The following is a 23,592-nucleotide window of genomic DNA, read 5'->3' on the forward strand; positions in this document are numbered from 1 at the left end:
GTGCCCCCTGGAGCAGATTCCGCGCGACACAGGCGCCGCCCGGAACAGGCGCCGGCGGAGCGGGAACCGCCGGAACGCGGAGGCCCCGGGGTGACGCCCTGGGGGTGTATGAGCAAAAGTCGTACCAGGTCGGCGGGTCTTCCTCGCCCTCGTGAACACGCTCGGTAGCGTCGTGTCACTCCCTGTCTCAACGGGGTTGCCGCATGCGAGAGGGCGCTTGTGTTCACACACCACGGCGGACGGCACCGCGCGGACGTGGCGGTCCCCGCTCAGGCTCAGGGCCCGGGGCCGGAGGCGTACGCCGAGGGGGGCGTGCGACGGCGGGCGGGGCGCGAGCCGTACCTGGACAACGTGAAGTTCGTGGCGATCACGCTCGTCGTGTTCGGGCACGCGGTGTGGTCGCTGTCCGGCGACCGGCCGGGGCGGGCCGCGTACGTGTTCGTCTACGCGTTCCACATGCCGCTGTTCGTGCTGCTCAGCGGATACCTGTCGCGGAACTTCTGGCGGCGGGGCACGCAGCGGGGGCTGCGGCTGTTCGAGACGCTGCTCGTGCCGTACCTCGTCTTCGAGGTGGCCTACGCGGTCTTCCGCAAGCTGCTCGGGCAGCCGTTCACGCTGAGCGTCACCGAACCGGCCTGGCTGAACTGGTACCTGCTGGCGCTGCTGCTGTGGCGGCTGTCCACGCCGGTGTTCCAGCGGCTGCGCGCCCCGGTGACCGCGTCCGTGCTGATCTGCCTGGCCGCCGGGGCCGTGAGCCTGCCCGCCGAGTTCAGCGTGGACCGCTTCTTCGGGCTCCTCCCGTTCTTCGTGGCCGGGCTGTTCGTACGGCCCCGCCACCTGGCCTTCCTGCACCGGCGGGCGGTCCGCGCCGCGGCCGCGTGCGTGCTCGCGGCGGCCGCGGCGGCGGCCGTGCTGCTGGCGCCGCTGGTGAAGCGGCGGTGGGTGTACTTCCGGTACGAGTACGACACGCTCGGGCTGGACGTCCTCACCGGAACCGGCATGCGGCTGGCGACGCTCGTGATCGGGGCCGTGCTGGCGCTGGCCGTGCTGGCGCTCATCCCCCGGCGGCGGACCTGGTTCAGCTCCCTGGGCTCGCGGACGCTGTACGTCTACCTGCTCCACGGGTTCGTGGTGCTGGCCGCGCGCGAGCTGGGCTGGCTGGACCTGCCCTGGATGCGCGGGCCCGAGGGGGTCGCGGTGATCGCCGTGTCGAGCCTGGCCGTGGCCGTGACGCTCAGCTCGCCGCCGGTACGGTCGGCCGCGCGCTGGATCGTGGAGCCTCCGGCGCGGGCGCTCTTCCGGTGAGCAGGTCCAGGACCAGCGCGTTCACCGTGTCCAGGGCGTAGGCGTCGCGGACCTGGCGGCGGGCCTCCGCGGACTCCCGCTCCCACGCGCCGCCCTCGACGATCCCGGCGATCGCCGCCGCCATGGCCTCGGGGTCCTCGTGGACCCAGCGCGGGTCGTAGATCGTGTCCACGCCGGGCCAGGGCAGCAGCGCGGGCACCGCCCCCGCCGCCATGCCCTCCGCCGGGGCCAGGTGGAAGCTCTCGTCGTCGCTGGTGGACAGCACCCAGCCGACGCGGCGCAGCCAGGCCGCGACGTCCGGGCCGAACGGGTCGAAGACGACCGCCTGGTCCAGCAGCGGGTCCCGGCGCAGCCGCTCGAAGCACGCGGTGAAGCCCTCCCGCTCCTCGGGCCGCTGCCAGATCCACGGGTACTCCCAGGGCAGCTTGCTCTTGACCGCGAGCGTGTAACGGGGGTCGCGGCGGCGGAGCGCGGCGAGCACGTCCAGCGCGAGGTCGAGCCGCTTGCGCATGGGCGCGATGCCGATCATGCCGAGCCGGTACTGCGAGCCGGGCAGCTTGGGCCGGTCGAGCTGGTCCACGTCCACCCAGTTGGGCACGGTGACGACCTTCTCCCGGGGCCAGCCGGTGCGCTCGCGCGTGAGGCGGGCGTAGTGCGGGCTGACGCAGATCACCGCGTCCACCGCGCCGATGTCGATCTGGTACGGCCAGCGGCGGTACAGCTCGAAGCGGTGCAGCCGGACCAGGAGCCGCTGGCCGGGGCGCTTGTGGCGGGAGTACCAGACGGCGACGGGCCCGGCCCACTCGCAGAGCACGACGTCCGCCCAGTCCCGGACCTCACGGCTGGCGGCCTCGTCGTGGCGGTTGAGGGCGTGCCAGCGGTCCAGGCGCAGTTCCAGCCCGGGCACCGCCCGCAGGTGTTCGAGCACCCCGGTGAGGAACTTCAGGTCGTGCCCGGCCACGGCCACCTTCAGCGGGGCCGCGGGCACCTCCGGCACCGCCCGCACCTGCGCCGCCCGCGCCGTCTGCCCCGCCTGCACCGTCTGCCCCGCCTGCGCCGTCTGCCCTACCTGCCCCGCCCGCGCCGTCTGCCCCGCCTGCGCCGTCGTGGCGCGCGGCGTGGCCCGCACCGGGGCCGGGAACGCCCTGGCCAGGTACGACCGGAGCCGCCGGGCCGCCTCGTCGAGGCTGAACCGCCTTGCCGCGCTCTCGCACCGGTCCGCCGCGAGCCGCCGTACGGACGGGTCGGCGGTGGCCCGCCGTACGGCCTCGGCGACGTCCTGCTCGGACGCGGCGTAGAGCGGGTAGTCGGAGCCGAGCAGCGCCTCGTGCATGGGGGTGCGGTTGAGGATCACGGGCAGGCCGAGCGCGCCGTACTCCAGGACCTTGGTGGACAGCTCCAGGCTCGCGTCCAGGGACTCGTCGCGCCAGGACAGGCCGAAGTCGCAGCCGCCGGCCAGCCGCATCGTGTCCTCGCGGGACTGGCCGCCGTGCCAGATCACGCCGGGGGTGCCGCTCAGCGCCGCCCGCATCTCCCTGGCGTACCCGGGCGGGTGCTCGTGGACCTTGTCGCCGATCATGTGCAGTTCGGCGGCGACCCCGGCGGCCTCCAGCCGGGCCGGCAGGCCGGTCATCTCCAGCGTCTTCCAGGCCGGGGCGAACTTGCCGGTGTAGACGAGGCGGACGACGGGGTGCCCGGTGCGCACCACCGGTGGCGGGGGCGGCACGATCGGCGGCAACAGCACGCTCTTCCCGCAGGTCGCGGGCACGATCTGCTCCAGGAAGCAGCGCAGTTCCTCGGTCTGGCACAGCAGGTACCGCGAGGCCCGCGCGATCATGTCGAGCTCGCGCCGCAGGCCGTCGGTCAGGTCGCCGAGGGATTGCGGCACGTCGGTCAGGTAGGTCCACATGCGCCCGGCGAAGCGCCCGGCCAGGGCGAGCTGGGCCGACACCCGCCGCCCGCGCACGACGAGCAGGTCGTGCGGAGCCTCCTCGTCGATCCCGGCCAGCACCGCCGCCGCCACGTGCGGCGGCATGCCCCGCCTGGACCTGCGCGTCCTCGGCGTCAGCCCCTCCTCCCGGGGCCTGCGCAGCGTGACCCCGGGGAGGGCGGCCAGCGGCGCGGTCAGCCTGTCGGTGCGCACGGGCGACTTGAGCACGAACGTGACCTCGCAGCCCGCCTCGCGCAGCGCGCGCACCACCGAGACCGCCCAGATCGCGGACCCGTCGATCAGGTTGAGGTCCACGTCCCCGTAGACGAGCGCGCGGACCGGCCGCGCGGGCGACTCCGGCGAGAGCGGCATGTGCGTCAAGAGCGACAAGGGTTGTCCTTCCCCGATGTTTCGGCTTCTGTACGGCTCGCGCGTGCGGCGCGGGCTCATCCCCCGGGAATCGCGAGCAGCCGGGCCCCGCCCCGCGCCCACGCGGCCGGATCCAGCACGGCGGCCAGGTCGCGCCGCATCAGCACCGGCTCCAGCCCGGCCTCCGCGCCGAACGCCCAGCCCGCCGCGGGCCCCCGGGTCCCGCCCCGGGCCCCCGCGTCCCCGAGCCCCGCGGCCCTGATCCCCGCGGCCGCGAGCCCTTCCCCGGCGAGCGCGCCGTTCGCGGTCCCGCCGTTCCCGGCCGCTTCCGGCGGCCGGATCCCGATCGCGTCGGCGCCCGAGCACTCCAGGGCGCACAGCAGGTCGGCGAGGGCGTGCGGGCCCCGGCCCGGGGTCCACCGCACGACGTACGGCTCCCGCGCGGCGGCCACCAGTCCCTCCCAGCCGCCGCCGGGCGCGAGCCGTACCGGGACCCCGGGCAGCTCGGAGGCGGTCGCGCCGAGCTCGGCGGGGAGCACGATCTCGGCCGGGGCGAGCGTCTGGGCGCGCAGTTCGGCCGCGAGCGTGCGCGGGTCCCCGGCGGCCGGGGTGACCAGCACGGACACGCGGCGGCTCGCGAGCGGGCCGGCGTCCAGGCCGAGGCGCGACAGCAGCGCGGCGAGCCGCACGGGCAGGGCGTGCTCGGCGAACAGGCGGCGCGTGACCTCGCGCTGCTCCTCCTCCGTGCGCGGCCCGGCCCCGACCGCCGCGGCCGTCTCCGCCGCGAGGGATGCCGCGTCCGGCGCGTGGGCCGCGCCGGGGACCGGGACCGTGCTCACCACGCGCGCCCCGCACGCCAGCGCCCGCAGCGCCGCCGCCTCCGTGTCCACCACCGCGACCGCGTGCTCCCGGAAGCGCGCCGGCTCGTGCCGTACGGCGTGAGCCACCGGCCCGGGGACCTCGGGCGGGCGGGGTCCGGCGGTGTGGACGAGGGGGACGCGCGACCGGGCGGGGTCCAGCGCGATCGGGTTGTACAGGTGGAGCGGCACGCCGAGGTCGCCCTCGACCACCTCGTCCACCGGCAGGCGGCGCAGGCCGGGCGCGGCGGGGGCGTCCCGCCAGAGCACGACCGGCCGGCCCCGGATCTGGCTGGAGGCGATGACCTCGCGGATGCGGCGCTCGCGGTCGGTGGCGGCGGGGTCGCCCAGGTGCGCCCAGGGGCCGTGCCCGGTGCAGGCGGCGGCCTGGATGAGCACGAGGTCGGGGTCGCGCAGGTCGCCCACCAGCTCGGCGGCGTGCGGGGTGAGCGGCACGACGTGCGCGTACGGCTCCAGCGCGGCGACGGCCTCCGGCGTGAGCACGCCGGCGATCACGAGCCGGTCCCGGGGCGCGACCAGCAGGCGTTCCTCTTCGGTGAGGCCGAGGAAGGGGCTGGGCACGGTCCCCGGGGCCTCGGTCTGGGACGGCGCGGGGGCGGGCCGCTCGCTCGTCTCGCGCACGTCCGTCCGGGCGCTCGTCCGCCACAGCCGGTACAGGTCGCGCGGCAGCCGCACCATCCGGCGGCCGGGACGGCGGGCCGCGCCGACGAGGGTCTGGCCGACGCGCAGCGTCACCGAGCCCTCGACCGCCGCCAGCCGCGCCGCGAGTTCCTGGATGCGGCCGTCGCGCTCCCGCAGCGCCCGGCGCAGCCGTACCAGCTCGGGATCGGGTTTCACGCTCACCGGGCCAGTGAAATGCAGTCCCCCGGCGAATTCCCGGAACCTCGAATGGCCGCCGAGTTAACAACCCGGGAAATCCCCGGTACGGCGGCGGCCCGTCCGGAATTCGCCGTTATGTTGCCGGTCGTGGTCATTCCTGGAGGTAATTCGGTGCGCGATTTCGATCTTGTCGTCGTCGGGCTGGGATACGTCGGGCTGCCGCTGGCGCGGGAGGCGTGCCGGGCCGGGCTGGCCGTGGCGGGCCTGGACCGGGACGGCGCGGTGGTGCGCGGCCTGGCCGGCGGCCGGTCGCACGTGGACGACGTGCCGGACGAGGACGTGGCGGCGATGCTGGCGGCGGGCTTCGAGCCGACGGCGAGCGAGGACGTCCTGGGTTCCGCCGCCACGATCGTGATCTGCGTGCCGACCCCGCTGACCGGCGACGGCGGGCCGGACCTGACGGCGGTGCGGGCGGCCGGCGCGGCGATCGGCGCGCGGCTGCGGCCCGGCGCCCTGGTCGTGCTGGAGTCCACGACGTACCCCGGCACGACCGACGAGGTGCTGCGCCCGCTGCTGGAGGCGGGCGGCCTGCGCGCGGGACGGGACTTCGCGCTGGCGTTCTCGCCCGAGCGCATCGACCCCGGCAACGAGGTGTACGGCGTGCGCAACACGCCCAAGATCGTGGGCGGGCACACGCCGGAGTGCGGCGAGCGGGCGGCGGCGTTCTACGGCAAGTTCGTGGACACGGTGGTCCCGGCCCGGGGCACACGCGAGGCCGAGATGGCCAAGCTCCTGGAGAACACCTACCGGCACGTCAACATCGCCCTGGTCAACGAGATGGCGGTCTTCTGCCACGAGCTCGGCGTGGACCTGTGGGACGCGATCCGGTGCGCGTCCACCAAGCCCTTCGGCTTCGCGGCGTTCCACCCGGGGCCCGGCGTCGGCGGCCACTGCGTCCCCATCGACCCCAACTACCTGTCGTACAAGGTGCGGACGCTGGGATACCCCTTCCGCTTCGTGGAACTGGCCCAGGAGATCAACGCCCGTATGCCCGCGTACGTCGTGGAACGGGCGACCGAGCTGCTCAACCGGCACGCCCGCGCGATGCGGGGCGCCCGAGTCCTCCTCCTGGGCGTGACGTACAAGCCCGACATCGCCGACCAGCGGGAGTCCCCCGCCCACGCGGTCGCCACGCGCCTCCTCCGCCGGGGCGCGCAGGTGTCCTACCACGACCCGTACGTGGACTCCTGGACGGTGGACGGCGTCCCGATCCCGCGCGCGGCGGACCTGGCCGAGGCCACCGCGGAGGCCGACCTGACCATCCTGGTCACGGCCCACCGCGCCTACGACGCGGCGGCCCTCGCCACCGGCGCCCGCCTCCTCTTCGACACCCGCGGCGTCCTGCCGAGAGCCTCCGCCGAGCTCCTCTGAACCCGCTCCCCTTCCCCCGGCGCCCGCTCCTCGCCGTGATCATGCGGTCATCGCCGCACCGCGCCCGAAACCGCGTGATCACTCAGAGCGTGGCGCCGGGGGATTTCCTTGCCCGCCATTCCTGGAACGTTCCGGAAGGTCCGGGCGGGAGAAGTTCAGGGGCGGTTGGCCGGCTGTTCATTCGCGGCATTCGCTGGGGTTTCGGGGGGCGGAGAGCGTGAGGGCATGCGCGTTTGCGTTTGCACTGTGGTGCATCACCCCGAGGACGCCCGGATCATGCGGCGGCAGATCTCGGCGTTGCTGGAGGCCGGGCACGAGGTCGTCTACATCGCGCCGTTCAGCCATTGCAACGTGACGCCCCGGCGGCAGGTCACGGCGGTGGACGTGCCGCGGGCCGTGGGCTGGCGGCGGCTGCACGCGCTGCGGGCCGCGCGCAAGGCGCTGCGGAAGGCGGCCAGGGACGCGGACCTGCTGGTGGTGCACGACCCGGAGCTGCTGTTCGCGCTGCCGCGCAGGAGGCCGCCAACCGTGTGGGACGTGCACGAGGACACGGCCGGCGCGCTCGCCACGAAGGAGTGGGTGCCCGACCGGCTCAGGCGGCCGCTGGCGGGGCTGGTCCGGCGGCTCGAACGGCGCGCCGAGGAGCGCGTCCACCTGCTGCTGGCCGAGGACGCCTACGCCGAGCGGTTCACGCGGGAGCACCCGGTGGTGCTCAACACCGCCTACGTGCCCGACCGGCCCTCCGCCGCGACCGGCCGCGACCGGGTGGTGTACGTCGGGCAGCTCTCCCTCGCGCGCGGCGCGGCGGACCTGGTCGAGGTCGCCCGGCTGCTCGCCCCCCGGGGCGTGCGGCTGGAGCTGATCGGGGCGGCCGACGCCGAGGTGCGGGAGATGCTCCGGCAGGCCCAGCGCGAGGGACTGCTGGACTGGTACGGCTACGTGCCGAACGAGCGGGCGCTGCGCATGGCCGAGGGCGCGATCGCCGGCCTGTCCCTCCTGCACGACGTGCCCAACCACCGGCACTCGCTGCCCACGAAGGTGATCGAGTACATGGCGCGCGGCCTCCCGGTCGTCACCACGCCGCTCCCGCTGCCCGCCGGCATCGTCCGCGACGCCGGCTGCGGGGTGGTCGTCGGGTACGGCGACGCCCAGGCCGTCGCACGGGCGGTGCTGGACCTGCGGGACGACCCCGGGCTGCGGGCGGCGATGGGCGGGCGCGGCCACGAGCGGGCCCGGGCCCGCTACCACTGGCCGGACCACGCACCGGAGTTCGTCAAGCGCCTGGAATCCTGGGCGCGGGCTCCGGAGCCCGCCGCCGTCGCGGGTACGGCACCCGTCCGGCGTACAGGAGACACAGCCCGAGCGCGGTGAGACCGCCGACGAACACCGAGAACCCCCACAGCAGGCCGCCGTCCGACCGTCGCCTGGCCACCAGCACCGCGACGACGACCGGCACGGCGAGCACCGCGAACTCCAGGACGCCCCCGAGCGCGAGCGGCGCGGCGGCACGCTTCAGCTCGCCGAGGAGGTGGTCCCCGCCGAACCCGGCCACCGGCAGCAGGAGCAGCGCGCAGACCGTCCTCGGCCACGGGGAACCGCCCGGCGCGGGCGTGCCCGCGGCCACGGCCTCCTCCCGGAGGGCCAGCAGCCGCGCGCGGTGCCATCCCGGCTCCGCGGCGCCGAACCTGCGGCTCCCCGCCAGGTCCACCGTCCGGCCGTCCGTCAGGCGCAGCCTCAGGTGGTGCCGCCGCGACTCCCCCGCGACCTCGATCCCGGCCACGTCGGCCCAGCGCACCGACGTCCGGCGCACGGGCGTCAGGACGGCGATCCCCCAGGCCCAGGCGGCCGTACGGCTCTCGCACCCCCACACGGCGAGCGCCAGGGCGGCCAGGCCGACGGCCAGCTTGACGGGGTCTCCGCCCGGCACCAGGGGCGCTCCGGCGAACCAGCAGCCGACGACGATCCGCGCCTCGCGGGTCGGGGACACGATGACGTGGGCGGGATGTCTCATGGGTCTCCTAGGCGAAAGTGATCGGAAACCTATCAGGCGTGACTCTGGAGCAAGGGCTTGGTTCACTGGGAGGATGAGCAGCCATCTCGTGCAGGGGCAGCGCGTCACCATGCCGGTGGAGATCCGGGAGGCGGCGGCCTGTTCCGCCATGTACCTGGTCAGGGCGGACGCGGCGCGCGCCATCGTGGCCTACTCCGGCCTTGACGTGGCCGAGCCGTTGCCGGGCCGGGCGGTGTGCTCGCTGGCGTTCGTGCGCTACGTGGACGGGGACCTCGGGCCCTACCACGAGTTCGCGGTGGCGTTCCTCGTACGGCCCCCCGACGCCGGGCCGCCCCCCGACCGGGGGCTGGGCGGGCTGGCCGACCTCGCCCGCAGCGGCGTCGGGGCGTTCATCCACTGGCTGCCGGTGAACCAGGGCTTCACCCTGGACGCGGGCCGCTCCATCTGGGGCTTCCCCAAGGAGATGTCCGACATCGAGCTGCGCTGGGCCTCGCCGTACAAACGCTGCACGCTCCGCAAGGACGGCCGGGTGGTTGTGGACATGCTGTTCCGCCCCGGCGTGCCGATGCCCGCGGGCGCCGCGCGCACCTCGTTCGACGCGTTCTCGCACCGCGACGGCGTCACCCGCCGCACCCCCTGGCTGATGCGGCCGTACGGCGTGCGCGGCCGGCCCGGCGGGGCCCTCCTCCGTCTCGGCAACCACCCGATCGCCAAGGAGCTCAGCGAACTGGGCCTGCCGAAGCGGCCCCTGATGAGCACGACGGTCGAGCACCTGCGCATGACCTTCTCCGACGCCGAGCCGGTCACCCCGCCCCGCCCCGCCTCCACCCCCTGACGCCCAGGAATCCGACGCACTCCCCAGCCCTGCGCAGGACTGCGCAGGACTGCGCAGGGCTTTTCGGGACTCCTCGGGACTCCTCGGGACTCCTCAAGACGACGTGCGACGCCGCCGGTCCCCCGTGGGCCGGCGGCGTCGCGCGATGTCGCGTCAGCCGAGTTTGTCGGCGTCGATGACGTGGAGTTCCCCGCCCTTCGGGTACGCGAGGAGGCGGCCGTCGGGGCTGAACCCGGGCGTCTCGACGCTCTCGCCGCCGTCCTCGGGCGCGACGCCGAGGTCCGCGGCCCTCCCGGTGGCCGCGTCGTACAGCGCCGCGCCCCCAAGCCCGCGTTCGGCGGGGAACGGGGCGGTGTAGTAGCGGTCGCGGGCGAACTCCCCGGTGATGGGGAACGTCCCGTGCGGCAGCGCCTTCTCCCCGGAGCCGTCACGCATGCGGTAGAAGTAGCCGCCTCCGGGCTTCTCGCCGTAGCAGGTGGCCAGCCCGCAGCGGACGGCCCTCTCCCCCGCCTTGACCAGCGCCGTGCGCTTCTCCCCGGTCTCGGCGTTCCACAGCTCGGTGAACGTGGGCTCCTCGCCCTCCGGCGCCCGGCCGCCCGCGCCGGCCCACGGCCACCGCAGGAGATGGCGTCCCGCCGCCCCCCGCACCGGCTGGAGGCCGCCCCCGGCGAGGGGGACCGTGTAGACGCCGCCGTCCTCGCGCGAGAACACCAGGCGGTCCCCGGCCACGGCCAGGTGGTCCAGGTCCCGGCCGGGGAAGGAGAGCAGCGGCTCGGCCGCCCCGCCGGAGAGGGGGGCGGTCCACAGGTCGATCGTCTTCCCGCCGCCGGCCCGCCGGGCCGACCACCACGCGACCCGTCCCGAGCCGACCGCGTAGTCCGAGGCGAACAGCACCGTGCCCTCGGGCGCGGGCACCTTGGCGATCTCGCGCAGCGAGGCCGTTTCCAGGTCGTACGCGTAGATCGCGTCGGGCTTCTCCAGGCTCACCCACGTGTCCACGAGCAGCGTGCGGTCGTCGATGAACGCGCGCGGGTGCACGTCCTTGCCGCCAGGCGCGGCGGGCACCTTCCTGACCGCCTCGGGCCACACCTGCTCGACCGGCTTGAGCGGGGGAGACGGGGGCGGGTCGTCCCGCATCGGCTCCTCCCCGCGGAACGCGCCCTCGCCGGCCTGCTCCCGCAGCCGGGCCCGCACGCCCGCCTCGTCCTGCGCCGCTTCCGGGCCGGCCGTCGCGCTTGCGGCGACCGCGGCGGCGTGGCCCTCGCCGCCGGGCCGGAGGTCGCTCACCGCGATCGCCACTCCCCCGGCGATCACGGCGACCGCGAGCCCGGTGACCGCGATCCGCCTGCGGGCGCGCCGCCGGACCGACGTGGCGGTGACGTGCGACACCAGCTTCCCGGGGGCGCGGGGCGCCCGCTCGGCGGCCCGGCCGAGGACGCGGCGGAGGTCTTCTTCCATGTCGTTCATCGGGTGCTCCAGGAGGACGCGGAGTCGGTCTGGACGGCGGCGCGGAGCTTGGAGAGCCCGTGGAAGGCGTGGCTGCGGACGGTCCCCTGGGAGACGCCGAGGAGCGCGGCGATCTCCGCGTCGCTCAGGTCCTCGTAGTAACGCAGCACGAGCACGGCCCGCTGCTTGCGCGGCAGGCCCCGCAGGGCCTCCCACAGGTCCCGCTCGACGCCGGTGGGGAGCGCGTCCTCGTACGCCAGGTCCGGCGGGTCCCAGGCCAGCGACTCCCTGCGGCGCTTGCGCCAGATGCTGATGTGCAGCCGCGACATGATCATCCGGGTGTAGCTCTCCGGATCCTGCTTGCGCTCCACCCGGGGCCACGCCCGGTGCAACCGGACCAGCGCCTCCTGCGTCAGGTCGGCCGCGTCGTGCGGGTTGCCCGTGAGGACGTAGCCGTACCGCAGCAGGGCGTCGGCGCGCTCGGCCACGAAGGCGTCGAAGCGGGGGTCGTCATGCAAGGAAGGCGCCTCTCCGGAAGGTCCGTCACACCCGGGACGGGCGAGAGCCCCCGAGCGTTGAATCCGGGACGCCCCGAATATCCCGCCCGGCCGCCCGGGAGGGAACTCAGCGGGTGAAGGAGGCGAGGAAGTCCGGGAGGTCGTTCACGCAGAACGCGTCGGCGCCGGCGCGCGCCAGCCGTACGGCCTCCTCGGCCCCGGGGCACCAGACGAGCACCTCGACGCCGGCGGCGTGGGCGGCGGCGATGACGTCCTCCGGGGTGCGCTCGTCGCGGCGGGCGAAGGACTCGGTGTGCAGGCAGACGGCCTGGAAGCCCAGGTGGGCGGCGGCGGAGATGGCCATCGCGGGCGGGAACCGAAGCCAGCCGATCAGGCCCAGCGGCACGCCGGGGGCGGCCTCGCGGAGCAGCGCCAGCGCGCCCGCGTCGAAGGAGGACACGAACAGCGGCCGGGTCTGGGCCCGCAGGACCGGGGCCAGCAGCTCGACCGTGCGCGGGGCGACCGCGTCCTCGTACTCGGTCTTGACGTCGAGGTTCACGCCGGTCCCCGGAGGAAGCGCGGCCAGCGCCTCCTCCAGCCCCGGCAGCCCGGTCTCGGCCGCCGGCAGGCGTACGACGGCCCGTCCGTCGGGCAGGGTGGCGTCGTGGCGGACCACCAGGCGGTCGTCGGCGGTCCGCCGCACGTCGATCTCGACCCAGGCGCCGGTCTCGGCGGCGGCCTGGAAGGAGGCGACGGTGTTCTCCTCGCGGCCCGCGACGACCCCGCGGCCGAGGCCGCGGTGGCCGATGATCACGGGCCGCTCGGAGAAGACCATCAGACGTCGTCGTCCGGCGCCTCGGCGGGCGTGCCCTCGGCGATCGCCTCGGCGGCCAGGCTCTCGGCGTCCTCGGGCGAGGGCTCACGCCGTACGGCGGGCGTGGCGGCGGCGAGCGCGTTGACCGCCGCGTTGAAGCGCGTCATCGCGTCCGGCTCGTCCGGGCCGAGCAGGTACGTCTTCAGCGTGCGCCGCTCGGCGGCCATGCTGTCGCCGCCGTCCTTCTCCATCTCCCGCAGGATGTCGTCCAGCTCCGCCAGGTCCTTGCCCAGCAGGTAGGCGGCCGAGGAGGTGGGGTATTTGTCGCGGAAGCGGTCGTCCGGCAGCCCGGCGGCGTTCGTGACGACGTACGGCTTGCCGCTGGCGATGAAGTCGGCGACGACCGAGGAGATGTCGCTGATCAGCAGGTCGGCCTGGTTGAAGCAGTCGTACAGGTGCGGGCGCGGGCCGGTGATGACCCGGTGGGCGCGCGGCCCCTCGGCGGCCCAGTACGCCTGCCGCCACTGCTCCAGCGCGGCCTCGTACTCCGCGTCGAGCGCCGCGTGCGGCCGGCCCGAGTCGCGGGCGCGCTGCGCGTCGTCGCCCCCGGCCGGGCCGCGGCCCAGCTCGGCGATGCGGGCGTCGAGCGCGGGCAGCCTGGCGGCGGCCGAGGCGTCCCCGCCGAGCGCGCCGGAGGCGGCCAGGTCGCGGTTGGCGGCGGCGAGCAGGGCCGCGATCTTCTCGTGCGCCTGCCGCGCGCGGGGGTCGCGGGTGCCGGTCAGCGGGTGCGGCTTGTAGAGGATCCGCACGCCCGGGTCGTGCTCGAGCAGCCGCTTGATCAGCGCCGGCCCCATGTCGGCCAGGGAGCTGTGGAACAGGTCGTCGGTCCACCCCTCCCAGGTCGGGGCGTACAGGATCGTGCGGACCTGCCCGTCGGGCGAGCCCGTGGCGATCTCGGCGAGCTGCGGGCGGCCCACCTCGACGATGTCCTCGTCGCGCACGCCCACCTGGGCCCGGGCGTACCGGTCGCGACCGGCCCGGCCGGCGACCCAGACCTCGTCGTACACCTTGGTGAAGGGGTTGAACGAGGCCTCCTTGTCGCTGTCGCCGTGGCCGATGAACACGTGCTTGATGCCGGGGGTGCGCAGCATGTGGATGTTCTTGCCGACGTTGGCGGCGAACAGGGCGACCTTGACGTGCGACAGGTCGAAGTTCATCAGGTCCACCGCGCCGGGGAAGCACAGCACCGGCAGCTTCGTCCGGGCGAGCTGGTTGACCAGGCCGCGCTCGCGCATGACGACGACGACGCGCTTGTCCAGCCGCTCCAGGGTCGAGAGCCACATGTTGACCTGGTAGGCCGAGTCGGAGGAGCCCGAGAAGTACATGATGACCTCGGGCCGGTACGCCTGGACCTGCTTCTCCACGGCCTTCAGCACCCGCTGCTTGTCGCCGAGGCGGGCGTTGCGCCTCGCGTGCGGGAGCAGGTAGAGCACTCCCGCGGCGGCCAGCGCGAGCCCCGCGACCGCCCCGAGGATCCCGTAGACCGGGGTCAGGACGAGGGCGCTCAGCACCGCGCCGGCGACCGGCAGCGCGTCCAGGTACAGGAAGGTCGTGACGTGCCCGGTGGCCAGCCTGGCCGGCGGCGCGTCGGGGATCTTCAGCGCGGACAGGTCGATGTTGCGGGTGACCACCGGCAGCGAGCGGCGCTTGTTGGTGAACACCGCCAGGCCCGTGTACGCCGCCCGCGCGCCGTGCAGCAGGAACAGCCCGGCGGCGAGCGCGGCGAACTCCGGCGACTCGACGCCGAGGGTGCGCCCGGCCAGCAGCAGCGCGGCGAACTCGCGCATCAGGAACCGGACGGTGACGCCCAGGTGGAGCTGGCTCAGCAGGCCGAGCAGCGGGCGGGCCACCCGGTCGGCGTACAGCTCGCCGGCGTAGCTCGCGACGGCGAGGACGGCGAACAGCCACGGGCTGGGGAGGAGCCCGGCGAGCAGCAGCAGCGGGTAGGACGCCAGCAGCGCGGCGACGGCGGCCGCCGCGGGTGCGTCACGGGTCAGCCGCTTGATCAGTCGTTTCACGTTGATTAGCCCTGGTGGGATGAGGGGGGGTTCTCCGATGTGGGCAGGACGCCGGCGATCGCGTCCGGGTCACCCGGGGTCAGTCCCTCCGGGTCGAGGCGGCGTACGTCGAAGACCTGGCCCGTCGTGTCGGAGACGAGCACGTCGACGGAGGTCAGCGCCACGACCTTGGACGACAGCAGGGTGTCGGGGGGCTCTTCGCCGAACGCGCGGACCCGCATCGGGGTCTGGGTCCGCTCGGGGTTGATGCAGTTGACGCGGACGCCGTACTCGGCCCACTCGTCGGCCAGCGCCTGGGTCAGGTTGACCACCGCGGCCTTGGTCGAGGAGTAGAGGCTGTAGTCGGCGCGGCCCCGGGTGTACGAGCTGGAGGTGTAGAGCAGCAGGTGGCCGCCCGTCTCGCGGAGGTAGCGGATCGCGGCGCGCGCCACGTAGACGGGCCCGAGGTAGTTGACCGCGACGGTCTCGTTCAGGGTCTCGTCGGAGGTCTCGCCGAGCTTGCCGGTGTGCAGCACGCCCGCCGTGTTCACCACGTAGTCCACGCGGCCGGTCTCGCTGTGCGCCTTCTCCAGCGCCGCCGCGACCGCCGCCGCGTCCTCCACCCGCACGTCGTTCTGGGAGCGGGAGAAGGAGTAGACGTTGGCGCCGAAGCCCCGCGCCAGCTCCACGATGTCGCCGCCGATGCCGTACGACCCGCCGAAGACGACCATGGTCTTGCCGCTCAGCGCCCGGGTGTACGCCTCGGCCGACGGCTGGACCGGCGCGCGGCTGCCGAGCTGGAACAGCTTGTCGGCGATGAAGACGTCCACCGGGTGGGTGACCTTCATGTTGTGCTCGCTGCCGTCCACCACGAAGATCGGCACCTCGGGCAGGTAGCGCAGCACCACGCCGCAGTCGTCGGTCGGCGGCGAGTTCTCGAACTCGGGGTCGGCCAGCGCCAGCTCGTACGCCTCGCGGATCGTGGACAGCCGGAAGCACTGGGGGGTCTGGCCCCGCCGCAGCCTGGAGCGTTCCGGGATGTCGCGGATGAACTCGCCGTTCCGGCCCCGAGCCGTCACGATGATCGTGTCGGAGGACGGGATCGCGACGTCCACCGCGCGGTGCCTGCCCAGGGCCGCGACGCAGTCGGCGATGATGCGCGGCTCCAGCAGCGGCCGCACCGCGTCATGCAGCAGCACGTCGCAGTCGTCGCCGGCCTCGCTGAGCGCCTGGATCGCCCGCCAGGTGGTCTCGGTGCGGCTGGCGCCGCCCTCCAGCACCCGCGTGACCTTGCGGTAGCCGCCCTTGGCCACGATCTTCTCGATCTCGCCGGTGTAGCCGGGGGTCATCAGCACGAGGATCTCGTCGATCTCCGGCGCGGCGTCGAACACCGCGAGGGTGTGCTCGATGATCGGCTTGCCGGCGATCTTGAGGAGCTGCTTGGGGATCTCCAGCCCGACCCGCTGCCCGACCCCTCCCGCGAGGACGACCCCGACCGTGCGGCGCTGCTGGGTGGTCTCGGCCATACGGAGATCCATTCTGTCACTCGGCACTGTTGCGGCTCTTGTCGGCCCTTGTCGGGCTCTGTGTCCAGGCGTCATCGACTAGGCGAGCGGGCGGCAAGGGGCCGCGGCGGGCGTGCCGCGCCGTCCTGAGGCCAGGCGTCGTACGCTCCGTGACTTTACCGTGTTTGTTCGCTCGTTTCGCTCGGCGACCTCGGCGCCGCGAGTCCGGTGATCATGCCAGATCGTTCGCGGAGGGCTCGTTCCCCACCCTCCGAAAACGATCTTCCCTGATCACCGGCGCGCCGAGGCGAACCCCTGCTGGTGGGACAGGCCCTCGCGGGCTTCGGACGGCATCGGCGGCGGGGGCCGGGTGCCGTTCGGCCCGGAGGTGCGCGGGGTGGGATCGGCGGGTCGCCGGGGGCGGGTCGCGTGTCGCTGGATGGGGTGGTAAGGCCGGTAGGCTGGGGGCTTTCAGCCTGACCCGATCCGCGGCCCGGATTCCCCGTGCCCGGAGGGCGGTCGGACCCCTCCTAGCTAGGAGCCTGCGGGACTTGATCGATCGAGCGTCTCCGCCCGCCGCGCGCACGGCGGTGGCCGTGGTCCTCGCGACCTCGCCCGCCGCCGGGCTCAGCGCCGGGGCGGGCAGCCTGTTCGACCGGCTGATCGAGCAGCTCGGCAGGGCCGGGGTGGGGCGGACGCGGGCGGTGGCCCGGTCCGTCTACGCGCCGGCCATCGCGCCCGGGCGCGCCGAGGTCACCCCCAGCGGGAGCGTCGCCGACGACCTGCGCGCCGTCGCCGACCTGGCCCGCGAGGCCGGGGGGCCGCTGGCCGTGGTCCCCGGCGACGTGGTGGCGCACGACGAGTCGCTCGCGCTGCTGCTGGGCCACCCCGCCCGCAGCACCGGCGCGCTCGTGGCGGCGGCGGCCGAGCCCGGAGCCGTGCACCCGCCCGTGCGCGTGGAACGCGGGCTGGTGGCCGCCGCGGGCACCGGGTTCCACCGGGTCGCCGAGCCGAACGCCTCGTTCCGCGGGGTGCTGCTCGTGGGCCAGGGTGACCTGGAGACGCTGTCCGACGCCGCGCTCCGGCTGGCCGAGCTGGTCGAGGCGGGCGCGTTCGGGGAGCCCGCGGCCTCCGACGTGCCGGCGCTGCTCCTGCTCGGGCTGGTGCGCTCCGGCGTCCGGGTGCGCGCCGCCGACGTGCGCGCCCTGCACTGCGACCGGGTCACGGACCAGCGCGACGCCGACGACGCGATCGCCCGGCTCTCCGAGGTGGACGAGAAGGCGGTCCGGCTCGACTCCGCGGTCAAGGGCGACGACGGCTGGTTCACCACCTACTTCGTCAGCTCCTGGTCCAAGTACGTCGTCCTGCTGGCGGCCCGGCTGGGCCTGACGCCGAACGCCGTGACCGGGATCTCGGTCGGCCTGGCGGTGCTCGCGGCCGTGTGGTTCGGCGCGGGGACCCGGGCGGGGCTGATCGCCGGGGCGGTGCTGGTCTACCTGTCGTTCGTGCTCGACTGCGTGGACGGCCAGCTCGCCCGCTACACCCGGCGGTTCTCGCCGATGGGCGCCTGGCTGGACGCGACGTTCGACCGGGTCAAGGAGTACGTCGCCTACGTCGGGCTCGCCGTCGGCTTCACCGTCGCCCACCCGGGCGCGGACTGGATCTGGCCCATGGCCGTCGGCGCCCTGATGCTCCAGACCACCCGCCACATGATCGACTTCTCCTACGCGGGCGCGCAGGCAGACGCCGTGCAGGCGCTGCCGCCGCGCGGGTTCGAGACGCCCGACGACCCCGCCCAGAAGGAGCGCGGCTCGGGCGCGGCGGGGGCGGAGTCCGGGGCGGCGGCGCTGTCCCGGCGGTTCGACCGCACGAGCGCGCTGCGCTGGTTCAAGAAGATCATCGTGCTGCCGATCGGCGAGCGCATGGCCTTGATCTCGCTCACCGCCGCGCTGGGCGACGCGCGCTGGACGTTCCTCGCCCTGCTCGTCTGGGGCGGTCTCGCCGCCTGCTACACCCTTGCCGGACGAGTGCTGAGGTCGGTGGCCAAGTGACCATCTCCGTCCACATGACCCCCGTGCCGCGCAACGCCGTGGTCGCCTACCGCGACGACGGCCCCGTCGCGCGCGGCCTCGGCCACCTGGCCAAGGGCCAGATCCCGCCGCTGCTGCCCGCGATCGTGGGCCTGGTCATGACCGGCGTGCTGCTGTTCCTGGGCGTGGCCAGGGAGGGCGACCCGGCCGTGTTCGCGCCCGCCGTGGTGCTGCTGCTGGCGGGTCCGGGCAGCTCAAGCCCGCACTCCGGACGCCTGGACTGGCTCGTGCCGCCTATCCTTCGAGTCACGGAGTACGGGTTCCTCGCGGCTGTGGGGTTCGCGGCCGGCGCCTCGCCGGTGGTGATCTACGCGCTGCTCGGGGCGCTCGCGTTCCACCACTACGACGTCGTCTATCGGGTACGGCAGCGCATCTACCCGCCGTCGTGGCTGGGCCTGGCCGGGCTCGGCTGGGACGGGCGGATGCTGTTCGCCGCGCTGGCCGCGTACGCCGGGCTCGTGCAGGCCGGATACGTCCTGCTGGCCGTGTGGCTGTGGGGCCTGTTCGCCTGGGAGAGCGTGACGAGCTGGCTCGCGGCCCCGCGTTCGGCCGAGTCCGAGGACCTCGGCGCGGACGACTAGCGGACGGCCGGCGGGCCGCGCCGCGCCCGCCGTACGCCGCGCGACGACTAGGTACACCGAAAGAACGACCCCGAAGGAAGGCGAGACACTCGTGCTCGGAATGGTCCTGGCCGCGGGGGCCGGGCGTCGCCTGCGTCCCTACACCGACACCCTGCCCAAGGCGCTCGTGCCGGTGGACGGCGACACGACGATCCTGGACATCGCCCTGCGCAACTTCGCCGCCGTGGACCTCCGCGACGTCGTCGTCATCGTCGGCTACGCGGCGGACGCCGTGCACGCCCGCAGGGACGAGCTGGAGAAGCGGCACGGCGTGCGGCTGACGCTCGTGCACAACGACAAGGCCGAGGAGTGGAACAACGCCTACTCCCTGTGGTGCGCCAGGGACCACTTCGGCGAGGGCGCGCTGCTGGTGAACGGCGACACCGTGCACCCGGTGAGTGTCGAGGAAACGCTGCTCTCGAACCGGGGATCTGACATCCTCCTTGCGGTGGACACCGTGAAGACGCTGGGCGACGAGGAGATGAAGATCACCCTCGATCCCGCGGGGCACCTGGCCACCATCACCAAGCTGATGGAACCCGCCGAGGCCGCGGGCGAGTACATCGGGGCCACCCTGATCGAGCCCGCCGCCGCCGCGCGCCTCGCCGACGCGCTGGAGGCCACCTGGCGGCGCGACCCGAACCTGTACTACGAGGACGGCTACGCCGAGCTGGTCGCCCGGGGCGAGAAGATCGCCGTCGCGCCGATCGGCGAGGTCGAATGGGTCGAGGTCGACAACCACGACGACCTCACCCGGGCCCGGGAGATCGCATGCCGCTACTAGCCCGCATGCTGACCGCCCCGCTGATGGTCGAGGTACGGCGGGGCGCCGTCGCGCGCCTGGGCGAACTGCTCGCCGACGGGCGGGTCGCCACCTCGGGCCGGGTCGCGGTGGTGGTCGGCCCGGGCCAGGGCGACCACATCGTCGCCCTGATCAAGCCGACGCTGGGCGACGCCGAGGTGTTCCGGCTGCCCGGCGGGCGCATGGACGACGCGGTCGCCCTCGGGGCCGACCTGCGCAAGGGGGCCTACGAGGCCGTCGTGGCGGTCGGCGGGGGCAAGACCATCGACGCCACCAAGTACGCCGCCTCGCTGGCCGGCATCCCCATGGTGGCCGTGGCGACCGCGCTGTCCCACGACGGCATCTGCTCCCCCGTCTCGACCCTGGAGCACGAGGGCGGGTTCGCCTCGCTGGGCGTGCCCATGCCGCTGGCCATGGTCGTGGACCTGGACCTGGTCCGTACGGCCCCGCAGCACCTCGTGCGGGCGGGCGTGGGCGACGCGATCAGCAACCTGTCGGCCGTCGAGGACTGGTGGCTGGCCTCGCGCGAGGTCGGCGAGCAGGTGGACGGGCTCGCGGTGGCCCTCGCGCGCACCGCCGCCGAGGCCCTGCTGCACCGGACCGACTCGGTGGAGTCCGACGAGTTCCTCGCGGTGCTGGCCGAAGCGCTGATCATGTCGGGGATGTCCATGGTCGTCGCGGGCTCCTCGCGTCCCGCGAGTGGCGGCGATCATGAGATCATGCACGCGGTGAACCAGTTGTTCCCCGGTACGGCGGGCCATGGCGAGCTCGCCGGGGTCGGGGCGGCGTTCTGCTTCCACCTCCGGTCGGACCCGCGGCTCGACCCGGTCGTGGCGTGCCTGCGCCGCCACGGGCTGCCGGTGACCCCGGACGACCTGGGGCTGACCGCGGAGCAGTTCACGGCGGCCGTCCTGGCGGCGCCGGAGACCCGGCCGGGGCGCTACACGATCCTGGAGCACCTGTCGCTGGATGAGTCCGAGGTTCGGGAGCGGGTGGAAGCGTATGTCGGGGCCGTCGGTCGCTGAGCTTCGGGAGGTCGCGCAGCCGGCCTCCACCATGGACCGGCGCAGCGGCGAGCACTGGGCCGGCCTGCTCTACATGCGCAGGCTGTCCATCTACGGCACCTGGCTGCTCGTGCGCACCCCGCTCTCGCCGAACCAGATCACCGGCCTGATGATCGTGGCCGGGATCGCGGCCGGGGCCGTGCTGGCCCTGCCCGGGCTCTGGGCGGCGATCGGGGCGGCCCTGCTGATCCAGCTCTACCTGCTGCTCGACTGCTCCGACGGCGAGGTGGCGCGCTGGACCAAGCGCACCTCCATCGCCGGGGTCTACCTGGACCGGGTGGGTCACTACTTCTCCGAGGCCGCCCTGCTGATCGGGCTGGGCTTCCGCGCCTCCGGCGACTGGACCCCCGGGTGGTACACCGTGCTGGGGTTCGCGGCGGCGCTGGGCGCGATCCTGATCAAGGCCGAGACGGACCTGGTGGACGTGGCGCGCGCCCGCTCCGGGCTGGTCGCGGCCCCGGAGGCCGCGGCGGAGCTGCGCTCGCGCGGGCTCGGCATGGCGCGCCGGGCGGCCGCCGCGCTGCGGTTCCACCGGCTCATCCAGGCCGTGGAGCTGTCGCTGATCGCGCTGGTCACCGCCGTGATCGACGCCCTGAGCGGCGGGCTGGCCGCGACCCGGATCCTCGTGGTGGCGTGCGCGCTGGTCGCCGGGGTCCAGCTCGTCCTGCACCTGGTCAGCATCCTGGCCTCGCGGAGGCTCCGGTGAACGCTGCCGGGGCGTTGACTTCAACTCCTGTCCCGCAGCAAGGAACCGTGGAGCGGTCCCGGACGTCCTATACCCAAGACGTCTTACCGCGAGGCGGGGATTTGCTGGCTGTTCCGATAACCTTAAGTGCCCGTCAATCCGCTCGTGGGCGGGCGTCCGCCCTTGCCCGCCGCCCGATACCCGGTGATCATGCAACTATGACGCACACGTGTGCCCTTCGCGCCGAGGCGATGACACAGTGAAGATCTCGTGCGTCATCCTGACGATGGGAAACCGGGTCGCCGAGCTCGATCGGGCGGTCATGTCCGCGCTCGACCAGGCCGACGCCGACGTCGAGGTCGTGATCGTGGGCAACGGGGCCGACGTCCCCGAGCTGACGGCGAGCCCGCCCGAGGGCTCCGCCTCGACGGTCCAGACGATCCGGCTGGAGACCAACGAGGGCATCCCCGGCGGCCGCAACCGCGGCGTGGACGCCTGCTCCGGCGACATCGTGATGTTCCTCGACGACGACGGCTGGTACGCCTCGCCCGAGGTCGCCGCCCACGTGCGCGAGCGCTTCGCCGCCGAGCCCGACCTCGCGGTGATCTCCTTCCGCGTCGTGGACCCCGACGGCGGCCCCGGCCAGCGGCGTCACGTGCCCCGCCTGCGGGCCGGCGACCCCGAGCGCTCCTCCCCCGTCACCACGTTCCTCGGCGGCGCGTGCGCGATCCGCCGGTCGGCGTACCTCCAGGTGGGCGGGCAGCCCGAGCGCTTCTTCTACGCGCACGAGGAGACCGACCTGGCCTGGCGTCTCCTCGGGGCGGGCTACCGCATCGAGTACGACGCCCGCGCGGTCATGTACCACCCGCAGGTCCCCCCGACCCGCCACGCCGACTTCTACCGCCTCAACGCGCGCAACCGCGTCTGGCTGGCCCGCCGCAACCTCCCCTGGCCCCTGGCCGCCCTCTACCTGGGCAACTGGATCGTCCTCACGATCCTGCGCGAGCGCTCGGGCGCGGCCCTGTCGGCCTGGTTCCGCGGCTTCCGCGAGGGCGTCCGCGAGTCCGCCGGCGAACGCCGCCCCATGGCCTGGCGCACCGCCTGGCGCATGCTCAAGCTGGGCCGCCCCCCGATCGTCTGACGCCCCGCGAAGGCCCCGCCCCGGTCCCGGCGACCGGGGCTTTCCCGTCGTACGGCCCGCCGCCGCGACGCGTGCGGGCGCCCGGGCCGCGACACACGGAAGCGCCCGCGCGAGCCGTACGGCGTGGATCGGGGCCGTACGGCTCGCGGGGCGCTGCGGCGGACAGGGCGGGAGGACGCCGGGTCAGAGGCGGACGGCGCCGCCGCGGCCCAGGTCCCGGGGACTGGTGAGGAAGCCGTAGCCCCAGCTCATGTGCATCGTGGCGTAGACGAGGGGCAGGCGCGCCAGGGACGACGGCGGCAGGCCGCGGCCGGTGGCCACCGAGGCGGCCAGGATCGCCGCGACGTATCCGCCGGGGACGATCAGGGCCGGCCACCAGAACGGCGACAGCGCCAGGCCCGCCACGATCGCGAGCAGGGCCGTCGGCGGGGCGAGGTAGCGCAGGTTGATCGTGCCCGCGTGGGTGCGGGAGACGACGCGCCGCCAGCGGCCGTAGTGGTAGTACTGCTTGGCCAGGGCGCGCAGGTTCGGCCGGGGGCGGTAGGTCACGCGCATGCGGGGCTGGAACCACACCAGGCCGCCGGTCTGCCGGATGCGGTGGTTCATCTCCCAGTCCTGGGCGCGCAGGAACTTCTCGTCGTACCCGCCGACGCGGTCCAGCGCCTCGCGGCGGAACACGCCGAGGTAGACGGTGTCGGCCGGGCCCGCCTCGCCGCCCGTGTGGAAGCGGGCGCCGCCCACCCCCACCGGGGACGTCATCGCCACCGCCACGGCCTTCTCGAACGGCGTGACGCCCTCCGCGGCCATGATCCCGCCCACGTTGTCCGCGCCGGACTCGTGCAGGGTCTCCACGGCGACGCGCAGGTAGTCGCGGGGCAGCATGGCGTGCCCGTCCACCCGGGCGATGATCTTGTGGCGGGCCGCGCCGATGGCGGCGTTGAGCGCGCTCGGCGTGCGGCCCGTGGGATTGGCGACCAGCGTGACCCGCGGATCGGCCTCGGCGATCTCCCGCGCGACCTCGTCCGTGCGGTCCGTGGACGGGCCCAGCGCGAGCACGACCTCCACCTCCCCCGGGTACTCCTGGGAGAGCACCTGGTGAACTGCCTCACGCAGGTGACGCTCCTCGTTCAGGACGGGGATGACGACGGAGACCGGCGGCCACGCGGCATCGGAGTCGGCCCGCGCGGCGAACGGCGATTCGGGGAAGGGCTTCATGGCTGCGCACACGCTACTGCACGGGTGGGCCGCCACGACAACCGAAAGGCATAGTCTGGCGTCGAAAGAGGGGGCCTT

Annotated in this window: 19 protein-coding genes; 10 read left to right on the forward strand and 9 right to left on the reverse strand. The window is 74.4% G+C overall.

The window, feature by feature from the left end; genetic code table 11:
- Positions 1 to 255 precede the first annotated feature (255 nt).
- A complete protein-coding gene (locus D5H75_RS23390; protein ID WP_242454457.1) occupies positions 256 to 1,305 on the forward strand; it encodes an acyltransferase family protein in 1,050 nt (349 codons plus the stop codon).
- Here the strand turns inward: D5H75_RS23390 and D5H75_RS43395 are convergent.
- On the reverse strand, positions 1,235 to 3,607 hold the full coding sequence (locus D5H75_RS43395) for a glycosyltransferase (protein ID WP_242454464.1): 2,373 nt from the start codon (positions 3,605 to 3,607) through the stop codon (positions 1,235 to 1,237). The two genes, D5H75_RS23390 and D5H75_RS43395, sit on opposite strands and share 71 nt — an antisense overlap.
- Positions 3,608 to 3,681: 74 nt before the next feature.
- The gene (locus tag D5H75_RS23400; protein WP_119928650.1) at positions 3,682 to 5,325 is read right to left on the reverse strand and encodes a hypothetical protein; all 1,644 of its coding nucleotides are present in this window, start codon (positions 5,323 to 5,325) and stop codon (positions 3,682 to 3,684) included.
- 111 nt (positions 5,326 to 5,436) lie between these two features.
- Between D5H75_RS23400 and D5H75_RS23405 the strand changes: the two genes are divergently transcribed.
- Together D5H75_RS23405 and D5H75_RS23410 are read left to right on the forward strand one after the other, a co-directional pair.
- Positions 5,437 to 6,732, forward strand: a complete 1,296-nt coding sequence (locus tag D5H75_RS23405; RefSeq protein ID WP_119928651.1) for a nucleotide sugar dehydrogenase — start codon at positions 5,437 to 5,439, stop codon at positions 6,730 to 6,732.
- Between the two features lie 225 nt (positions 6,733 to 6,957).
- The gene (locus D5H75_RS23410; RefSeq protein WP_119928652.1) at positions 6,958 to 8,103 is read left to right on the forward strand and encodes a glycosyltransferase; all 1,146 of its coding nucleotides are present in this window, start codon (positions 6,958 to 6,960) and stop codon (positions 8,101 to 8,103) included.
- Here D5H75_RS23410 and D5H75_RS23415 read toward each other — a convergent pair.
- The gene (locus D5H75_RS23415; protein WP_119928653.1) at positions 8,006 to 8,743 is read right to left on the reverse strand and encodes a PH domain-containing protein; all 738 of its coding nucleotides are present in this window, start codon (positions 8,741 to 8,743) and stop codon (positions 8,006 to 8,008) included. The two genes, D5H75_RS23410 and D5H75_RS23415, sit on opposite strands and share 98 nt — an antisense overlap.
- A gap of 73 nt (positions 8,744 to 8,816) precedes the next feature.
- On the opposite strand from D5H75_RS23415, the gene D5H75_RS23420 reads away from it, so the two are divergent.
- Positions 8,817 to 9,578 (forward strand): acetoacetate decarboxylase family protein, encoded by a 762-nt coding sequence (locus D5H75_RS23420; protein ID WP_119928654.1) that lies wholly within the window; start codon positions 8,817 to 8,819, stop codon positions 9,576 to 9,578.
- Between the two features lie 153 nt (positions 9,579 to 9,731).
- Here the strand turns inward: D5H75_RS23420 and D5H75_RS23425 are convergent, their stop codons facing one another.
- The 5 genes from D5H75_RS23425 to D5H75_RS23445 form a co-directional block, all read right to left on the reverse strand.
- Positions 9,732 to 11,045: a TolB family protein gene (locus D5H75_RS23425; RefSeq protein WP_119928655.1), complete on the reverse strand. Its 1,314-nt coding sequence runs from the start codon at positions 11,043 to 11,045 to the stop codon at positions 9,732 to 9,734.
- Positions 11,042 to 11,542 carry a SigE family RNA polymerase sigma factor gene (locus D5H75_RS23430; protein WP_119928656.1) on the reverse strand — a complete coding sequence of 167 codons (501 nt, stop codon included), beginning with the start codon at positions 11,540 to 11,542 and terminating at the stop codon, positions 11,042 to 11,044. The genes D5H75_RS23425 and D5H75_RS23430 overlap by 4 nt, the downstream gene beginning before the upstream one ends.
- Before the next feature lie 106 nt (positions 11,543 to 11,648).
- The gene (locus tag D5H75_RS23435) at positions 11,649 to 12,356 is read right to left on the reverse strand and encodes a glycerophosphodiester phosphodiesterase (RefSeq protein ID WP_119928657.1); all 708 of its coding nucleotides are present in this window, start codon (positions 12,354 to 12,356) and stop codon (positions 11,649 to 11,651) included.
- The gene (locus D5H75_RS23440) at positions 12,356 to 14,413 is read right to left on the reverse strand and encodes a hypothetical protein (RefSeq protein ID WP_119928658.1); all 2,058 of its coding nucleotides are present in this window, start codon (positions 14,411 to 14,413) and stop codon (positions 12,356 to 12,358) included. Before D5H75_RS23440 ends, D5H75_RS23435 begins: the two co-directional genes overlap by 1 nt.
- A gap of 5 nt (positions 14,414 to 14,418) precedes the next feature.
- Complete coding sequence (locus D5H75_RS23445) at positions 14,419 to 15,918, reverse strand: bifunctional cytidylyltransferase/SDR family oxidoreductase (RefSeq protein WP_119928659.1); 1,500 nt, start codon at positions 15,916 to 15,918, stop codon at positions 14,419 to 14,421.
- Positions 15,919 to 16,448: 530 nt separating this feature from the next.
- Here D5H75_RS23445 and D5H75_RS44240 point away from each other — a divergent pair.
- The 6 genes from D5H75_RS44240 (at position 16,449) to D5H75_RS23475 (ending at position 22,299) form a co-directional block, all read left to right on the forward strand.
- Positions 16,449 to 17,948: a CDP-alcohol phosphatidyltransferase family protein gene (locus D5H75_RS44240; protein WP_119928660.1), complete on the forward strand. Its 1,500-nt coding sequence runs from the start codon at positions 16,449 to 16,451 to the stop codon at positions 17,946 to 17,948.
- A complete protein-coding gene (locus D5H75_RS44245) occupies positions 17,945 to 18,568 on the forward strand; it encodes a DUF5941 domain-containing protein (protein WP_277949968.1) in 624 nt (207 codons plus the stop codon). The genes D5H75_RS44240 and D5H75_RS44245 overlap by 4 nt, the downstream gene beginning before the upstream one ends.
- Before the next feature lie 91 nt (positions 18,569 to 18,659).
- A complete protein-coding gene (locus D5H75_RS23460; protein ID WP_119928661.1) occupies positions 18,660 to 19,391 on the forward strand; it encodes a phosphocholine cytidylyltransferase family protein in 732 nt (243 codons plus the stop codon).
- A gap of 5 nt (positions 19,392 to 19,396) precedes the next feature.
- The gene (locus D5H75_RS23465; protein WP_202638434.1) at positions 19,397 to 20,434 is read left to right on the forward strand and encodes an iron-containing alcohol dehydrogenase family protein; all 1,038 of its coding nucleotides are present in this window, start codon (positions 19,397 to 19,399) and stop codon (positions 20,432 to 20,434) included.
- Complete coding sequence (locus D5H75_RS23470) at positions 20,412 to 21,179, forward strand: CDP-alcohol phosphatidyltransferase family protein (RefSeq protein ID WP_119928663.1); 768 nt, start codon at positions 20,412 to 20,414, stop codon at positions 21,177 to 21,179. Before D5H75_RS23465 ends, D5H75_RS23470 begins: the two co-directional genes overlap by 23 nt.
- A 238-nt stretch (positions 21,180 to 21,417) precedes the next feature.
- Positions 21,418 to 22,299, forward strand: coding sequence for a glycosyltransferase family 2 protein (locus tag D5H75_RS23475; RefSeq protein WP_242454459.1), 882 nt, complete (start codon positions 21,418 to 21,420; stop codon positions 22,297 to 22,299).
- 183 nt (positions 22,300 to 22,482) lie between these two features.
- Here the strand turns inward: D5H75_RS23475 and D5H75_RS23480 are convergent, their stop codons facing one another.
- Positions 22,483 to 23,514: a glycosyltransferase family 2 protein gene (locus tag D5H75_RS23480; RefSeq protein ID WP_119928664.1), complete on the reverse strand. Its 1,032-nt coding sequence runs from the start codon at positions 23,512 to 23,514 to the stop codon at positions 22,483 to 22,485.
- Between the last annotated feature and the right edge of the window lie 78 nt (positions 23,515 to 23,592).

This window comes from Bailinhaonella thermotolerans (assembly GCF_003594875.1).
GTDB lineage: Bacteria > Actinomycetota > Actinomycetes > Streptosporangiales > Streptosporangiaceae > Bailinhaonella > Bailinhaonella thermotolerans.

What these genes read in the sequence shown, in the direction of transcription:
- D5H75_RS43395 (WP_242454464.1), bottom strand. Translation starts at nt 3,607, where the DNA reads ATGCCGCTCTCGCCGGAGTCGCCCGCGCGGCCGGTCCGCGCGCTCGTC.
- D5H75_RS23405 (WP_119928651.1), top strand. Translation starts at nt 5,437, where the DNA reads ATGTTGCCGGTCGTGGTCATTCCTGGAGGTAATTCGGTGCGCGATTTC.
- D5H75_RS23410 (WP_119928652.1), top strand. Translation starts at nt 6,958, where the DNA reads ATGCGCGTTTGCGTTTGCACTGTGGTGCATCACCCCGAGGACGCCCGG.
- D5H75_RS23415 (WP_119928653.1), bottom strand. Translation starts at nt 8,743, where the DNA reads ATGAGACATCCCGCCCACGTCATCGTGTCCCCGACCCGCGAGGCGCGG.
- D5H75_RS23420 (WP_119928654.1), top strand. Translation starts at nt 8,817, where the DNA reads ATGAGCAGCCATCTCGTGCAGGGGCAGCGCGTCACCATGCCGGTGGAG.
- D5H75_RS23425 (WP_119928655.1), bottom strand. Translation starts at nt 11,045, where the DNA reads ATGAACGACATGGAAGAAGACCTCCGCCGCGTCCTCGGCCGGGCCGCC.
- D5H75_RS23435 (WP_119928657.1), bottom strand. Translation starts at nt 12,356, where the DNA reads ATGGTCTTCTCCGAGCGGCCCGTGATCATCGGCCACCGCGGCCTCGGC.
- D5H75_RS23445 (WP_119928659.1), bottom strand. Translation starts at nt 15,918, where the DNA reads ATGGCCGAGACCACCCAGCAGCGCCGCACGGTCGGGGTCGTCCTCGCG.
- D5H75_RS23465 (WP_202638434.1), top strand. Translation starts at nt 19,397, where the DNA reads ATGCTGACCGCCCCGCTGATGGTCGAGGTACGGCGGGGCGCCGTCGCG.
- D5H75_RS23470 (WP_119928663.1), top strand. Translation starts at nt 20,412, where the DNA reads ATGTCGGGGCCGTCGGTCGCTGAGCTTCGGGAGGTCGCGCAGCCGGCC.
- D5H75_RS23480 (WP_119928664.1), bottom strand. Translation starts at nt 23,514, where the DNA reads ATGAAGCCCTTCCCCGAATCGCCGTTCGCCGCGCGGGCCGACTCCGAT.